Origin of the sequence: Klebsiella sp. JN_Kp126, from assembly GCF_033843325.1 — a bacterium.
GTDB classification, from domain to species: domain Bacteria; phylum Pseudomonadota; class Gammaproteobacteria; order Enterobacterales; family Enterobacteriaceae; genus Klebsiella; species Klebsiella michiganensis.
The window spans coordinates 1-15,864 of record NZ_JAWXQV010000089.1 but is presented as its reverse complement, the minus strand read 5'-3'; the positions used below and the strand labels follow the sequence as shown (position 1 = coordinate 15,864).

The 15,864-nt window shown below is 54.6% G+C and carries 14 protein-coding genes; 8 read left to right on the top strand and 6 right to left on the bottom strand.

The window, feature by feature from the left end:
• Nucleotides 1–26 precede the first annotated feature (26 nt).
• Together mioC and asnC are read right to left on the bottom strand one after the other, a co-directional pair.
• Nucleotides 27–467 (bottom strand): FMN-binding protein MioC, encoded by a 441-nt coding sequence (gene mioC, locus SIK97_RS23580; RefSeq protein WP_009653317.1) that lies wholly within the window; start codon nucleotides 465–467, stop codon nucleotides 27–29.
• Nucleotides 468–558: 91 nt separating this feature from the next.
• On the bottom strand, nucleotides 559–1,017 hold the full coding sequence (asnC, locus tag SIK97_RS23575; RefSeq protein ID WP_004107306.1) for a transcriptional regulator AsnC: 459 nt from the start codon (nucleotides 1,015–1,017) through the stop codon (nucleotides 559–561).
• A gap of 152 nt (nucleotides 1,018–1,169) precedes the next feature.
• On the opposite strand from asnC, the gene asnA reads away from it, so the two are divergent.
• The gene (gene asnA / locus SIK97_RS23570) at nucleotides 1,170–2,162 is read left to right on the top strand and encodes an aspartate--ammonia ligase (protein ID WP_025107541.1); all 993 of its coding nucleotides are present in this window, start codon (nucleotides 1,170–1,172) and stop codon (nucleotides 2,160–2,162) included.
• Nucleotides 2,163–2,169: 7 nt separating this feature from the next.
• Here asnA and viaA read toward each other — a convergent pair whose 3' ends face one another.
• Entirely contained in the window at nucleotides 2,170–3,618 is a 1,449-nt protein-coding gene (gene viaA / locus SIK97_RS23565; protein ID WP_014839869.1) for an ATPase RavA stimulator ViaA, read from the bottom strand.
• Nucleotides 3,615–5,114: an ATPase RavA gene (gene ravA, locus SIK97_RS23560; RefSeq protein ID WP_014227354.1), complete on the bottom strand. Its 1,500-nt coding sequence runs from the start codon at nucleotides 5,112–5,114 to the stop codon at nucleotides 3,615–3,617. Before ravA ends, viaA begins: the two co-directional genes overlap by 4 nt.
• Nucleotides 5,115–5,331: 217 nt before the next feature.
• Between ravA and kup the strand changes: the two genes are divergently transcribed.
• The 7 genes from kup (at nucleotide 5,332) to rbsR (ending at nucleotide 13,236) form a co-directional block, all read left to right on the top strand.
• The gene (kup, locus tag SIK97_RS23555) at nucleotides 5,332–7,200 is read left to right on the top strand and encodes a low affinity potassium transporter Kup (protein ID WP_004107313.1); all 1,869 of its coding nucleotides are present in this window, start codon (nucleotides 5,332–5,334) and stop codon (nucleotides 7,198–7,200) included.
• A 184-nt stretch (nucleotides 7,201–7,384) separates the two neighbouring features.
• A complete protein-coding gene (rbsD, locus tag SIK97_RS23550) occupies nucleotides 7,385–7,804 on the top strand; it encodes a D-ribose pyranase (RefSeq protein ID WP_004855789.1) in 420 nt (139 codons plus the stop codon).
• Between the two features lie 10 nt (nucleotides 7,805–7,814).
• Nucleotides 7,815–9,320 (top strand): ribose ABC transporter ATP-binding protein RbsA, encoded by a 1,506-nt coding sequence (gene rbsA / locus SIK97_RS23545; RefSeq protein WP_047722783.1) that lies wholly within the window; start codon nucleotides 7,815–7,817, stop codon nucleotides 9,318–9,320.
• Between the two features lie 5 nt (nucleotides 9,321–9,325).
• Nucleotides 9,326–10,291 carry a ribose ABC transporter permease gene (rbsC, locus tag SIK97_RS23540; RefSeq protein WP_004855792.1) on the top strand — a complete coding sequence of 322 codons (966 nt, stop codon included), beginning with the start codon at nucleotides 9,326–9,328 and terminating at the stop codon, nucleotides 10,289–10,291.
• 27 nt (nucleotides 10,292–10,318) lie between these two features.
• Entirely contained in the window at nucleotides 10,319–11,209 is an 891-nt protein-coding gene (gene rbsB / locus SIK97_RS23535) for a ribose ABC transporter substrate-binding protein RbsB (RefSeq protein ID WP_047722782.1), read from the top strand.
• A 98-nt stretch (nucleotides 11,210–11,307) separates the two neighbouring features.
• Complete coding sequence (gene rbsK / locus SIK97_RS23530; RefSeq protein WP_171972750.1) at nucleotides 11,308–12,240, top strand: ribokinase; 933 nt, start codon at nucleotides 11,308–11,310, stop codon at nucleotides 12,238–12,240.
• Between the two features lie 3 nt (nucleotides 12,241–12,243).
• Nucleotides 12,244–13,236 (top strand): ribose operon transcriptional repressor RbsR, encoded by a 993-nt coding sequence (gene rbsR, locus SIK97_RS23525; protein WP_100248269.1) that lies wholly within the window; start codon nucleotides 12,244–12,246, stop codon nucleotides 13,234–13,236.
• Here the strand turns inward: rbsR and mdtD are convergent.
• Both mdtD and SIK97_RS23515 read right to left on the bottom strand, forming a co-directional pair.
• The gene (mdtD, locus tag SIK97_RS23520; protein ID WP_004855800.1) at nucleotides 13,233–14,630 is read right to left on the bottom strand and encodes a multidrug transporter subunit MdtD; all 1,398 of its coding nucleotides are present in this window, start codon (nucleotides 14,628–14,630) and stop codon (nucleotides 13,233–13,235) included. The genes rbsR and mdtD overlap by 4 nt on opposite strands.
• 12 nt (nucleotides 14,631–14,642) lie before the next feature.
• The gene (locus SIK97_RS23515) at nucleotides 14,643–15,344 is read right to left on the bottom strand and encodes a FadR/GntR family transcriptional regulator (RefSeq protein ID WP_004855803.1); all 702 of its coding nucleotides are present in this window, start codon (nucleotides 15,342–15,344) and stop codon (nucleotides 14,643–14,645) included.
• Nucleotides 15,345–15,864: the final 520 nt, after the last annotated feature.

Sequence of the window (15,864 nt, the reverse complement as noted above, 5' to 3'; positions counted from 1 at the left end):
AGAAGAAAGTATGATCTTTACAATTCTCAGAGCAAGTTTTTCCAGGATCCCAGCCAAATCTCGGCCGGATCTTCCGGAATTTCATGTTCGAGAACGTTAATTTTTAGCGTTTCACCGATCTGTTTTGCCCCGCAGGCGTTGAGCGCCGTCTCGAGCTTATCAATTGCTCCGCAGAAGGTATCGTATTCACGGCTACCGATGCCGACTGCGCCAAAACGGACCGCAGAGAGGTCGACCTGCTTCTCCTGAAGCGCTTCATAGAAAGGCAGAAGATTATCGGGAATGTCCCCGGCGCCATGCGTCGAAGAGATAACCAGCCAGATCCCTTCCGCCTGCAGATCGTCGATCAGCGGGCCGTGCTGAATAGTCGTGCTGTGTCCAGCCTCTTCCAGCTTTTCCGCCAGATGTTCTGATACATATTCTGCGCTACCCAGCGTACTGCCGCTGATAAGAGTTATCTCTGCCATGATCGCCCGCTCCACTATTCAGAGTGGCGTATTGTACGCTGTGAGCGAGCTGGGATCTACCTGTGGAAAAATGTGGGATTAAAAAGCCCGATCACGGGCGGATGGTACGCATAATCGGGTTTTGCAGGACGATCAGCGTTTCAGTGGACTGAATTTCATCAATTGTTTGGATCTTGTTGATAAGTACATGCTGGAGCGCATCAATCGATCGGCACATCACTTTTATAAAGATACTGTAGTGTCCGGTGGTGTAATAGGCTTCAGTAACCTCATCCAGGCTGTTTAGCCTGGCCAGCGCGGAGGGGTAGTCTTTCGCGCTCTTCAGAATGATGCCGATAAAACATCCTACATCGTAACCCAGCTGCTTGGGGCTGACGTCGATGCGTGCGCCGGTAATAATTCCGGCCTGCTTCATTTTCTCTACCCGCACGTGAATGGTCCCCGGGCTGACGCCAAACTGTTTTGCCAGTTCAGCATAGGCGGTGCGCGCGTTGGCCATTAAGGCCTCTAGAATGCCGCGGTCCAGATTGTCGATCTGATAATTTTCCATAGGTTTTTCTTATGAAGTTTGACGAATATTTCTATTTTAGCCTCAAATTTTAATGAATCAAAATCGATGCAGGCTTTTTGTTGTTGGATTATTGAATTGCAGCGCTGTTTTGTTGCTTAATCAATGGCAACAGGACGCAGGAGTTATAAAAAATGAAAACCGCATACATCGCAAAACAACGCCAGATTAGTTTCGTTAAGTCACACTTTTCCCGCCAGCTTGAAGAGAAGCTCGGCCTGATCGAAGTCCAGGCGCCGATCTTAAGCCGCGTGGGCGATGGGACCCAGGATAACCTCTCTGGTTGCGAAAAAGCGGTTCAGGTTAAAGTGAAAACACTGCCAGACGCCCAGTTCGAAGTGGTTCATTCACTGGCGAAGTGGAAGCGTCAAACCCTGGGACAACACGACTTCAGCGCGGGCGAAGGGCTGTACACGCACATGAAGGCCCTTCGCCCCGATGAAGACCGATTAACTCCCATCCATTCCGTTTACGTTGACCAGTGGGACTGGGAGCGCGTAATGGGCGACGGAGAGCGCCACAGCGGCACGCTGAAAGCAACCGTTGAAGCGATCTATGCCGGGATCAAAGCGACCGAAGACGCCGTCAGTAAAGAATTTGGCCTTACGCCTTTCTTGCCGGAGACGATCCAGTTTGTTCACAGCGAGGAGCTTTTAAGCCGCTATCCGGATCTTGATGCCAAGGGCCGCGAGCGGGCGATCGCGAAAGAGCTGGGCGCGGTATTCCTGATCGGTATCGGCGGCAAGCTTTCCGATGGCCAGCGTCACGACGTTCGCGCGCCGGATTACGATGACTGGAGCACGCCTGCTGCTGAAGGCTATGCCGGTCTGAACGGTGATATTCTGGTGTGGAACCCGGTGCTTGAAGATGCATTCGAGCTCTCTTCAATGGGGATCCGCGTGGATGCCGAAGCGCTGAAGCGTCAGCTCGCGATGACCGGCGACGAAGATCGCCTGCAGCTGGAATGGCACCAGGCGCTGCTGCGCGGAGAGATGCCGCAGACGATTGGCGGCGGCATTGGCCAGTCTCGCCTGACGATGCTGCTGCTGCAGCTTGAGCATATCGGCCAGGTGCAGTGCGGCGTGTGGCCAACCCAGGTTCGTCAGAGCGTTGCTGCGCTTCTTTAATCAGTGATTAACGCCGCCAGCGTCTCAGCAGGCGGCTACGCAACCCGGTATCAAAGCGCCAGATATGATCGAATACGCGCATAATGCCGGGCTTGCCGTGTACCGACATCGCCACCGCATGAAAACGATGTTGATGTTTATGCTGTAGCTCTCCCACCTTATTGATCACCTCATCCGGCAAGCGCTGGGCGATAAAATCAGAAATCACCACCGCATCAGCATCGACCCACTGCGGATTCTGCATACGCTCAATCACCGCCCGGAAGCAGCTGGCCAGATCGGTGCCGCCGCGAAAGCGCTGGCTCAAGAAACGAATCGCCTGTTCCAGCCCCTGCGGGCCGGTGAGTTCGTAGTGCACCACTTCGCTGGAAAACAGCATAATGAAGCAGCGGCGGTTATCCGCCAGAGCGACCCGCATCAGCGCCAGACAAAACGCCTTGGCGCACTGTTCATTGAAACCGCCCATTGAGCCGGAAGTATCGACGCAGACGATAAACGGCCCGCGCGGCTGTTCATCAACGTCCTGGCGCGTTACCGGCCGTTCGGTGATCTTTTCCTTCCACGCATCACCATGTAGTCGATAGGTCAGCAGCTGCTTTTCAACCAGCTTGCGGTAGAACTCAAACTCCAGCTCGGTGATGCCGAGGGTAGCCAGCTCAGGCGGCAGCAGACGTAGAATATCGTCGCTCTGCTGAAGACCGTCGACCTGCTCCGGTACGGTAGCCGGTTCGCGCACCAGGCTGCGGAAGGTCTCCATCGGCGCATCTTTTTTCGGCACCGCTTTCGCTTCACGCGAGCGCCCCAGCTGTTCGGCGAGCTGCATGAGTTCAGGTTGTTGGCTTAAAAAGTCCCCGTAGCGAACGATCAGCTGGTAATCGCCTCGCTTCAGCTCTCCGGCGCTCATGTCCCACAGGTGTCCCGCCGCATTATCATTCTCCACCAGCACGGGCTCGAGCTGGCCGCTGAGGGTCATGCGCTCCTGAACTTCGCTCAGAAGCTGATCGCGCTCTTCATCCAGCAGCTGCTGATTAAGAGAGGTTGCCTGCACCACCAGGCTCAGACGCCAGCGCTGAAGGAATAACGTGTGCAGCGCCGGCGTAAAGGTGCTGTTGTTGTCCACCAGCTGCTGCGCCTGGCTGGCAAAAGGGGAGTGCAGCTTATGCAGCTGGCTCAGAATTTGCGGCAGCTGGACGATAAACTGCGAGGTGGAAAGCCGCTGTGATTGCTGATAGCACTGAACTTCCGCATCCAGCTCGGGCGGGACGTTGGTCTCTTTTAGTCGCGATCTGACCGCTTCCCGCCAGCGAGGAATGTCGGCGGCGATAATATTTTTGAGCCGCGGAAATTTTTCAAAGAATACCGCGAGTTGAGGCGCTGCCAGCAGGGCCAGCAGCATCTCATCGATCATGCCCTCTTCGCCGACTGCCAGCATGACATTCAGCATGTCCAGCGTCATGACTGGCGGGCCTGTTTAATCTGCGTTCCCACGTCCTGCAGGCTGGCTTCAATGCGCCCCAGCCACTCGCCGGGAATAAACAGACATTTTTGCTGTTCGCTGAAGCGGTTATGTTGCTGATGCCATTCGTCGTCCAGCGCCTCCAGCTGTTGCCTGATTTCTGCCGGCATATTTTCCCGTGATTCGCTACCGGGCAGGGAGAGTCGCGACCCCTGCAGGCTCACATCGCGCACGACCAGATGCTGGCTGGTATCGACATCCATATTCAGCTGCTGGGCAAAACCAATGCCGTTGAGCTTGCCGCGGATCTCACCCCCTTTCTCCAGCCAGTGAGCAAGCTCTTCACGAACAAACGTAATATGAATCACTTCCAGGTCGTGCAGTTTTAGCGGCTGCTGGAGAAGCAGCGTTAGCGTGGGGTCCTGCACTTCAGCAGGCAGTTCATAATGAGGTTTACGGCTGAACATCCCGCCGAGACGGGTGACTTTTAGCGCGGTCTTATCGCTTTGCTGCTGTTGAAGCTGAATGCGCCGTTGGATAATCGACCCGAGGCGGGTGAGCATCGCCTGCTGCTGCCAGGCGTGGCTGGTCATTAAGGTCTCAATCTGCACGGACATCAGATTCATCGTCTCAATATTGTGCCACAGGCAATCCTTCAGCAGGATCAGGTCTATTGGCGCAATGGTGTCGCGGCCGCTGAAAAAGGCGCTGGCCTGCAGCAGACGAATGGCTTTTTTCCAGCGACGATCTGAGACGTAAGGCGCGTTTGGCAACGTATCCAGCTGCTGGCGCAGCTGGAAAATCAGTTCAAATACGCTGTCCGGTAGCTTCACGCTGCCGATATCCTGCTGCCATTGCAGAAATTCCTCGTCGCTGACCTGCAAACTCGCCGGGACAGGATTACTGTTCTCGTCCTGCTGGCTTATCAGCATTGAGCGGAAGTTCGTTTTATCCTGTACCTTATCCAGCCATAGGCGAATAAGCATACGATCGTATAAGGCTTCCAGACTGTTGTCTGCCTCCGGGAGCTCGTTCGACGCCGCCACCAGCAGGCGCATGGGGATCTTCTCTTCGGTCGCCCCGTTGCGGAAATGGCGTTCGTTTATCGCCGTCAGCAGCGTATTGAGAATTGCCGGGCCCGCTTTCCAGATCTCATCGAGAAAAACAATTTCAGCTTCCGGAAGATAGCCGGCGGTCAAACGTTCGTAGCGCCCTTCATCTTTCAGCGCCTGAATGGAGAGTGGGCCAAAGACCTCTTCCGGCGTGGAGAAACGGGTCATCAGGTATTCAAATGCGCGAGCCTGCTGGAAGGCGAACTTGAGGCGACGGGCAATCAAGCTTTTGGCGATCCCCGGCGGGCCCAGCAGAAAAACGCTCTCGCCGCTAAGGGCGGCAAGCAGGCAAAGGCGTATTGCGTGGCTGCGTTCGAAGAGTCCTTTTTCCAGCGCGGCGCTGAGCCGGGAAATTCTTTCTGCCAGTAAATGTGATTGAGCCATAATAGAGTTGCGTGCTTTTTAGAATGTCGTTGTTAGGTCGAGTATAGATGTTTGATTAGGGGTGGTAATAGCCTGAAGAATCGATTTATTTTCTTTGAGTCAGGTTAAGATGATGTCAGTTAGGGGTACGATTCAGCAAATAATCGTGCATACTGTGCGCTTTTTGTGGGCCAAGGGACTAGGCACACATTTGTTTTATAAACGAAAAGACTAGTCTATGAGCACTGATAATAAGCAATCGCTGCCGGCAATAACGCTGGCGGCAATCGGCGTGGTATACGGCGATATCGGCACCAGTCCACTGTATACACTTCGTGAATGTCTGTCAGGTCAGTTTGGCTTTGGCGTTGAGCGTGATGCTGTTTTTGGCTTCCTGTCGCTCATTTTTTGGCTATTAATTCTTACTGTTTCACTCAAATACATCACCTTCGTGATGCGGGCAGATAACGCCGGTGAAGGCGGGATCCTGACGTTAATGTCGCTGGCGGGGCGAAACACTTCCGCGCGCGCCACGTCCATCCTGGTGATCCTTGGGCTTATCGGCGGCAGCTTCTTTTATGGCGAGGTGGTCATTACCCCTGCCATCTCGGTGATGTCGGCGATAGAAGGTCTGGAAATTATCGCTCCGGACCTGGATACCTGGGTTGTGCCCATATCCATCATTGTCCTGACGCTGCTATTTGCCATTCAAAAGCACGGTACCAGCATGGTGGGTAAGCTGTTCGCGCCGATTATGCTGATCTGGTTCCTGCTGCTGGCGGTACTGGGCGCGCGCAGTATTTTCGCTAACCCTGAAGTGCTGCAGGCGTTGAACCCTTACTGGGCGGTTCATTTCTTCCTCGAATATAAAACCGTCTCGTTTGTGGCGCTGGGGGCGGTGGTGCTGTCGATTACCGGCGTGGAAGCGCTGTATGCCGACATGGGGCATTTCGGCAAATTGCCGATTCGCCTGGCCTGGTTTTCGGTCGTGCTGCCTTCGCTGGTACTGAACTACTTTGGTCAGGGGGCGCTGCTGCTTAAACATCCGGAAGCGATTAAAAACCCGTTCTTTCTGCTGGCGCCGGAGTGGGCGCTGATCCCAATGCTGATCATTGCCGCCCTGGCGACGGTTATCGCTTCCCAGGCGGTTATCTCCGGCGTCTTCTCTCTGACTCGCCAGGCCGTGCGTCTGGGGTACCTGTCGCCGATGCGTATTATTCACACCTCGGAAATGGAGTCCGGGCAGATTTACATCCCGTTTATCAACTGGCTGCTCTATATCTCGGTGGTCATCGTTATTGTTAACTTTGAGCACTCCTCGAATCTGGCGGCGGCATATGGTATTGCGGTGACGGGAACGATGGTGCTGACCACCATTCTGTTCACGACGGTGGCGCGTCAAAACTGGCACTGGAATAAGTTTGTTGTGGCGCTGCTGCTGGTTGCCTTTATGTGCATTGATATCCCGCTCTTCTCCGCGAACCTCGATAAAATCGTCTCCGGCGGCTGGCTGCCTCTGACCCTCGGTCTGGTGATGTTTACCATCATGACCACCTGGAAGAGCGAGCGTTTCCGCCTTCTGCGTCGGATGCATGAGCACGGTAATTCTCTGGAGGCGATGATCTCTTCTCTTGAAAAATCGCCGCCGGTTCGCGTGCCGGGTACCGCTGTTTATATGTCCCGGGCGCTAAACGTGATTCCTTTCGCGCTGTTGCACAACCTGAAGCATAACAAGGTGCTGCACGAGCGGGTGATTTTGCTCACGCTTCGTACCGAAGACGCGCCGTACGTACATAACGTTCGTCGCGTACAGATTGAACAGATATCGCCGTCGTTCTGGCGCGTCGTTGCCAGCTACGGCTGGCGCGAAACGCCGAACGTCGAAGAGGTTTTCCACCGCTGCGGGCTGGAAGGCCTGAGCTGCCGGATGATGGAGACCTCCTTCTTTATGTCGCATGAGTCGTTGATCATCGGCAAGCGGCCGTGGTATCTGCGCCTGCGCGGCAAGCTGTATCTGCTGCTGCAGCGCAACGCCCTGCGGGCGCCGGATCAGTTCGAAATCCCGCCTAACCGGGTTATTGAACTCGGTACCCAGGTTGAGATTTGATTCACTAGGGCCCTTCTTAATGAAGGGCTTTTTTGTTTTATCTGCTCGCTTCAGACTTTCTCGCTGCTGCGTTGCGAAACGTTTCGATGACGATCACAATTCTCACATCTGGTGATGGTTTTCTGTTCTCTTATTGCTAATACTTATACCAGCGAAACGTTTCGCTAATGGAGCAAAAGAGAAAATGAAAAAAGGTACCGTCCTCAATGCTGATATCTCGTCGGTCATCTCCCGTCTGGGGCATACCGATACGCTGGTTGTTTGCGACGCTGGTTTACCGGTTCCCCGCAGCAGCGCGCGTATTGATATGGCGTTAACCCACGGGGTTCCCTCCTTTATGCAGGTTCTGGAGGTGGTGACGAGCGAAATGCAGGTTGAAGCGGCTATCCTGGCGGAAGAGATTAAAACCCTTAATCCGCAGCTCCATGCGACGTTGCTCACTCACCTTGAGCAGCTGCAGCAGCACCAGGGAAACACCATTGAAATTCGTTACACCAGTCATGAGCAGTTTAAAAAAGAAACCGCAGACAGTCAGGCGGTGATTCGCAGCGGGGAGTGTTCCCCGTATGCGAACGTTATTCTCTGTGCCGGCGTGACGTTCTGAGGTCGCCGATATGGAAGCCTTATTGCAACTAAAAGGGATCGATAAAGCGTTCCCTGGCGTCAAGGCGCTCTCCGGCGCCTCGCTAAATGTCTATCCAGGTCGCGTGATGGCGCTGGTCGGGGAGAACGGTGCCGGCAAGTCCACCATGATGAAGGTGCTGACCGGTATCTACTCCCGCGATGCCGGTTCGCTGCTGTGGTTGGGGAAAGAGACCACCTTCAACGGACCTAAATCTTCTCAGGAAGCCGGAATCGGCATCATTCACCAGGAACTCAACCTGATCCCCCAGCTGACGATCGCCGAGAATATTTTCCTCGGTCGTGAGTTTGTGAATCGCTTTGGCAAAATTGACTGGAAAACGATGTATGCCGAAGCTGACAAGCTATTGGCAAAGCTGAACTTACGCTTCAACAGCCAAAAGCTGGTGGGCGATTTGTCGATCGGCGATCAGCAGATGGTCGAGATCGCTAAAGTGCTGAGCTTTGAGTCGAAGGTCATCATTATGGATGAGCCCACCGACGCGCTAACCGACACCGAGACCGAATCCCTGTTCCGCGTGATCCGCGAACTGAAATCGCAGGGGCGCGGTATTGTCTATATCTCTCACCGAATGAAAGAGATCTTCGAAATTTGCGATGACGTCACGGTCTTCCGCGATGGGCAGTTTATCGCCGAGCGCGAAGTGGCCAGCCTGGATGAAGATCTGCTGATTGAGATGATGGTCGGCCGTAAGCTGGAGGATCAGTATCCGCATCTGGACAAAGCCCCGGGCGCGGTTCGCCTTAAGGTCGACAACCTGTGTGGATCAGGGGTGGAGAACATCTCCTTTATTCTGCGCCAGGGCGAAATCCTCGGCGTCGCCGGGCTGATGGGCGCCGGACGAACCGAACTGATGAAGGTGCTGTACGGTGCGCTGCCGCGCAGCAGCGGATCGGTTACCCTGGATGGGCATGAGGTCATTACGCGTTCTCCGCAGGATGGCCTGGCCAACGGCATTGTTTATATCTCCGAAGACCGCAAGCGCGATGGTTTAGTGCTCGGCATGTCGGTTAAAGAGAATATGTCGCTCACCGCGCTGCGTTACTTCAGCCGCAGCGGCGGTAGCCTGAAGCATAAAGATGAACAGCAGGCGGTAGGTGATTTTATCCGCCTGTTTAATGTGAAAACGCCGTCGATGGAGCAGGCTATTGGGCTGCTATCGGGCGGTAACCAGCAGAAGGTGGCGATTGCCCGCGGCTTGATGACCCGTCCGAAGGTGCTGATCCTTGATGAACCGACCCGCGGCGTCGACGTCGGGGCGAAGAAAGAGATCTACCAGCTGATTAACCAGTTTAAAGCCGAAGGCCTGAGCATCATTCTGGTCTCTTCGGAGATGCCGGAAGTGCTGGGCATGAGCGATCGCATCATGGTGATGCATGAAGGGCACCTCGGCGGTGAATTCACACGCGAGCAGGCCACCCAGGAAGTATTGATGGCTGCCGCTGTGGGCAAGCTTAACCGTGTGAATCAGGAGTAAAAAAGATGAATAACCCGGCTGTTTCTGGTCGTCGCTACTTCACAAAAGCGTGGCTGATGGAGCAAAAATCGCTGATTGCCCTGCTGGTGCTGATTGCGATTGTCTCGACCATGAGCCCCAACTTTTTTACCGTGAATAACCTGTTCAATATTCTGCAGCAGACTTCAGTTAACGCCATTATGGCGGTCGGGATGACGCTGGTTATCCTGACTTCGGGCATCGACCTGTCCGTCGGCTCCCTGCTGGCGCTGACCGGCGCGGTGGCGGCTTCCATTGTCGGGATTGAGGTCAACGCGCTGGTGGCGGTGGCCGCTGCGCTGGCGTTAGGTGCGGCAATTGGCGCCGTGACCGGCGTAATCGTGGCGAAAGGGCGCGTACAGGCATTTATCGCCACGCTGGTCATGATGTTGCTGCTGCGCGGCGTGACGATGGTGTATACCAACGGCAGCCCGGTAAACACCGGCTTTACCGACAACGCCGATCTGTTTGGCTGGTTCGGGATTGGCCGTCCGCTTGGGATCCCAACGCCGGTGTGGATTATGGCGATCGTCTTCCTGGCCGCCTGGTACATGCTGCACCATACCCGCCTGGGTCGTTATATCTACGCGCTCGGCGGCAACGAAGCGGCAACGCGTCTTTCCGGCATCAGCGTGAATAAAGTTAAAATCATCGTCTATTCTTTGTGCGGCATGCTGGCCTCGCTGGCCGGCATTATTGAGGTCGCGCGTCTCTCTTCCGCGCAGCCGACGGCGGGCACCGGATATGAACTGGATGCGATTGCGGCGGTGGTGCTCGGCGGTACCAGCCTTGCGGGCGGTAAAGGCCGTATTGTCGGGACGCTGATTGGCGCGTTGATCCTTGGCTTTCTGAACAACGGACTGAATTTATTAGGCGTTTCATCCTATTACCAGATGATCGTGAAAGCGGTGGTTATTTTGCTGGCGGTACTGGTAGATAACAAGAAGCAGTAACTGATAACTCTACAGGACATCTTAACTATGAATATGAAAAAACTGGCGACCCTGGTCTCTGCTGTAGCGTTAAGTGCGACCGTAAGCGCAAACGCGATGGCAAAAGACACTATCGCTCTGGTTATCTCAACCCTTAACAACCCGTTCTTTGTCTCGCTGAAGGATGGCGCGCAAAAAGAAGCGGACAAACTGGGCTATAACCTGGTGGTTCTGGACTCTCAGAATAACCCGGCCAAAGAGCTGGCTAACGTGCAGGATTTAACCGTTCGTGGTACCAAACTGCTGCTGATCAACCCAACGGATTCCGATGCGGTGGGTAACGCCGTGAAGCTGGCTAACCAGGCTAAAATTCCGGTTATCACCCTCGACCGTCAGGCGTCAAAAGGCGACGTGGTGAGCCATATCGCGTCTGATAACGTGCTGGGCGGTAAGATGGCCGGTGACTATATCGCGAAGAAAGTCGGTGAAAGCGCGAAGATCATTGAACTACAGGGCATTGCCGGGACGTCCGCGGCGCGCGAGCGTGGCGAAGGTTTCCAGCAGGCCGTTGCTGCGCATAAGTTTAACGTTCTGGCCAGCCAGCCGGCAGATTTTGACCGTACCAAGGGCCTGAACGTCATGCAGAACCTGCTGACGGCGCATCCTGATGTGCAGGCCGTATTCGCCCAAAACGATGAAATGGCGCTGGGCGCGCTGCGTGCCCTGCAAACGGCAGGCAAATCTGATGTGATGGTTGTTGGATTTGACGGCACTCCGGATGGCGAAAAAGCGGTAAATAGTGGCAAACTGGCAGCGACCATCGCCCAGTTACCGGAGCAGATCGGCGTGAAAGGCGTTGAGACAGCCGATAAAGTGCTGAAGGGCGAAAAAGTGGAAACCACCTATCCGGTTGAGTTGAAACTGGTCATTAAGCAATAATGTGCGATTCGGATCGGCGACGGTCCGAGGGACAACATAATAAAGAAAAGCAGGGCATGCGCCACCGGATTCGGGTGGCGCGCTTTCCGGGAATATTGATTATGAAAACCGCAGGCAAACTTGTCGTCCTTGGCAGTATCAACGCCGATCACATCCTGAATCTTGACGCTTTCCCAACGCCGGGTGAAACCGTTACCGGTCATCACTATCAGGTCGCTTTTGGCGGTAAGGGCGCAAACCAGGCGGTTGCTGCCGGACGCAGCGGAGCTAATATCGCCTTTATCGCCTGTACCGGCGATGACGATATTGGCGAACGCGTTCGTCGTCAGTTGGAAAGCGATAATATCGACGTCGCGCCGATCAGAGCCGTAGCCGGAGAATCAACCGGCGTGGCGCTGATTTTTGTTAACGCTGAAGGTGAGAATACTATCGGTATTCATGCTGGCGCTAACGCCGCGCTCAGCGTGGCTCAGGTTGATGCGGAAAAAGAGCGTATTGCCGGCGCGCAGGCGCTGCTGATGCAGCTGGAATCGCCGCTGGAAAGCGTTCTGGCCGCGGCGAAAATCGCTCACCAGAATCAAACCTCAGTTATCCTCAATCCGGCGCCGGCACGTGAATTGCCCGATGAACTGCTCACGCTGGTGGATATCATTACCCCTAACGAGACCGAAGCGGAAAAGCTCACTGGCGTTCGCGTAGAAAGCGACGATGATGCGGCAAAAGCCGCCAAAGTGCTCCATGATAAAGGTATTGGTACGGTGATCATTACGCTTGGCAGCCGTGGCGTATGGGTCAGCAGCGAAGGTGAAGGTCGTCGGGTTCCCGGTTTTAAAGTGCAGGCGGTTGATACCATCGCCGCTGGCGATACCTTTAATGGTGCGCTGGTCACCGCGCTGCTTGAAGGTAGCGAACTGGCGCAGGCGATTCGTTTTGCCCATGCCGCCGCCGCTATCGCCGTCACCCGCAAAGGGGCTCAGCCCTCCGTGCCCTGGCGAAAAGAAATAGACGAATTTTTACGTCAACAGGGGTAACGATTGGCTACCATGAAGGATGTAGCCCGCATTGCGGGCGTTTCCACTTCGACGGTTTCTCATGTCATCAACAAAGATCGTTTCGTTAGCGAAGCGATTACCGCTAAAGTCGACGCCGCGATTAAGAGCCTGAACTACGCGCCGTCCGCGCTGGCGCGCAGCCTCAAATTAAATCAAACCCGCACCATAGGCATGCTCATTACCGCCAGTACCAATCCGTTTTACTCGGAGCTGGTGCGCGGCGTGGAGCGCAGCTGCTTTGAACGGGGTTATAGCCTTGTGCTGTGTAATACCGAAGGCGATGAACAGCGGATGAACCGTAATCTGGAGACGCTGATGCAAAAGCGCGTCGATGGTTTACTGCTGCTGTGCACTGAAACGCATCAACCTTCGCCGGAGATTATGCAGCGCTACCCTTCTGTACCGACGGTGATGATGGACTGGGCGCCGTTCGACGGGGATAGCGATCTGATTCAGGATAACTCTCTGCTGGGCGGCGATATGGCGACGCAGTATCTGATCGACCAGGGCTATACGCGGATTGCCTGTATTGCGGGTCCGCTGGATAAAACTCCTGCCCGACTGCGCCTGGAGGGATATCAGGAAGCGATGGCCCGAACCGGACTCTCGGTACCTGAAGGATATGTGATTAGCAGCGATTTTGAGTTTGGCGGCGGTTTCAGCGCCATGCAGAAACTGCTGATGCTGCCAGCGCTGCCGCAGGCGGTGTTTATCGGTAACGATGCGATGGCGGTAGGCGCCTATCAGGCCCTTTATCAGAGCGGTCTGCGTATCCCACAGGATATGGCGCTGGTAGGCTATGACGACATTGAACTGGCGCGCTATATGACGCCGCCGTTAACCACAATTCATCAACCGAAAGATGAACTGGGCGAGCTGGCCATCGATGTGCTGATTCACCGTATGGCCGACCCGGGACAAAAACAGCAGCGCGTACAGTTAACCCCCGAGCTGGTGGTTCGCGGCTCAGCCTAACGCTTGTGCCGCTCCTTAATCAGGTTGCGGCCATCTTTTGCTCTTAATAAGGTAAATACCAGCGCCGATACCACGGTGATAACCCCCATGGTAATAAAGGTGTAGTGAAACTGCTCGATGGTATTTGCGCTATCGAATCCTTCATAAAACCGCAGCACCGCCGCGCTAACGGCGACCCCGAGACTGATCGATAGCTGCTGCGTCACGGCCAACATGCTGTTGCCGCTGCTGGCGTTTTCATCAGTTAAATCGGCGAGCGTGATGGTGTTCATGGAGGTGAACTGGGTGGACATTGCCATTCCCAGAATGAAGAGCGGCAGCAGCAGCATCCAGATCGACATATCCGGCGATTGCAGCGAAAACTGAGCGATCATCAGGCCAATAAATATCGTGACCCCAACCAGCGTTTTACGGTAACCAAACCAGCGAAGAATCTGGGTGACGGTTGATTTCGCAATAATCGAACCAATAGCCGTAGGCGCTATCATGCAGCCGGCGACGATCGCCGGATAACCGAAGCCAACCTGTAACATCAGCGGCATCAGGAACGGAACGCAACCGGTACCCAGGCGCGTGGCCAGGTTTCCCGCAATCCCGACAGAGAAAGTATGCGTCTTGAATAAAGAAAGCGAAATGAGCGGCGTGGGATGGCGGCGAGCGTGACGAATATAGGCCCACAGTAAAACGATGCTCAGGGCGATAACCGCCAGAGCCATCCATGTGGCGACAATTTTCTCGCCAAACAGCTCGATTCCGCTGGAAAACAGAACCAGGCTCAGGCCAAACAGGATAAAACCGAGCGTGTCGAAGCGGCGCCGTGGCGTGGTGAAATCCGGCATATACTTGCGGGCATACACGATCCCGATAATACCGATGGGAATATTAATCAGGAAAATCCAGTGCCAGCTGGCCCAGGTCACCAGTACGCCGCCGAGCACGGGACCGAGGATAGGGCCGACCAGTCCAGGCATCGTGACGAAGTTGAGCACCGGCAGCAGTTCGCTGCGCGGATAGGCGCGCAGTAGCGCCAGCCTGGCTACCGGCATCATCATGGCCCCGCCGATGCCCTGAATGACGCGGAAGATAACCAGTTCCATCAGGGAGTTGGAAAGCGCGCAGGCCAGGGAACCGAGGGTAAACAGGCTGACGGCGATGATAAACACTTTTCGCGTGCCGAAGCGGTCGGCCAGCCAACCGCTGACCGGGATAAGCATGGCCACCGTCAGCGTATAGCTGATAATGGCCGACTGCATCGCTAGCGGTGAACGGTTGAGACTATGGGCGATAGCGGGAAGGGCTGTATTCAGAATGGTGGCGTCGAGCGCCTGCATAAAAAAAGCCATCGCTGCGATCCATGGCAGCCCGGCCATACTGCGGGCTTTCTTTTTGGTCATTCGATACCCTTGCTATTTATCGGAATGGTTGGGAGCGCTCAACAACGCCTGGCAGGCGCTCAGCGCCCGCAAGCCGTCGCTATCCAGAATGGCATCAACGATTGCCTGGTGCAGATCCAGTTTCACCACTTCATTCTGCGTAATCGACGTGAAGTAGGTGTGATAGACCGAATGAAATAAAGAAGCGAAAGAGATCAGGAAAGGGTTGCCGCTCATTTCATATATATGTTCATGCCAGGCCATATCGACTTCAATCCAGCGTTCGCGCTGAAAGTTCCTCTTCAGCTCAACCATCTCCTCCATCAAAGCGTTGAGCTGGGCTTTTTGCTCCGGCGTCCCTGAGGTTGACGCCAGGAAACAGGCTTGAGGTTCCAGACTGCCGCGCATCACGAGGAAATGGCTGACAACATCGGAGAAGTTATCTTCTGTTAACCACCAGGCCAGGAGTTCTTTATCGAGAAAGTTCCAGCTGCTGCGTGGCATCACCCGCGTTCCGATGCGCGGCCGTGGTAAAAGCATGCCTTTTGCCGCTAGCGTCTTCACCGCTTCACGCACGGCGGTGCGGCTCACGCCAAACTGCTCGCCCAGTTCCATCTCGCCTGGAAGGATACTTTCTGGCTGATATTCACCGGTCAAAATTTTTTGAGCCAGCTTCTCCGCTAATACCCAGGAGATATTCTTTTGTGCCGCCAACTGCTGTGCGCTTAAAGACATACGTGCCGTTCCTTTCTCTTTTTTACCTTACCAGTATGCCATCTGGCGGCTTACTTCGTTGGTTAAAACGGCAAAACGCCGGTTTTTTGCTACATTACGCGCCGTAATGATGAAAAAAGAGGCGGTTAAAAAGTTTTTTGCATTTAGCCCTTGTCACTTCGGAATAACTCCCTATAATGCGCCTCCACTGACACGGAACAACGGCTTACAGCCCGCCGGGTCAGCGGGATTCAGCGATGAATACCGGCAGAGAAAAGCGAAATTAAACGCTTGACTCTGAATGAGGAAAGCGTAATATACGCCACCTCGCAACGGTGAGCGAAAGCCGCGTTGCACTGCTCTTTAACAATTTATCAGACAATCTGTGTGGGCACTCAAAGTGACATGGATTCTTAACGTCGCAAGACGAAAAATGAATACCAAGTCTCTGAGTGAACATACGTAATTCATTACGAAGTTTAATTCACGAGCATCAAACTTAAATTGAAGAGTTTGATCATGGCTCAGATTGAACGCTGGC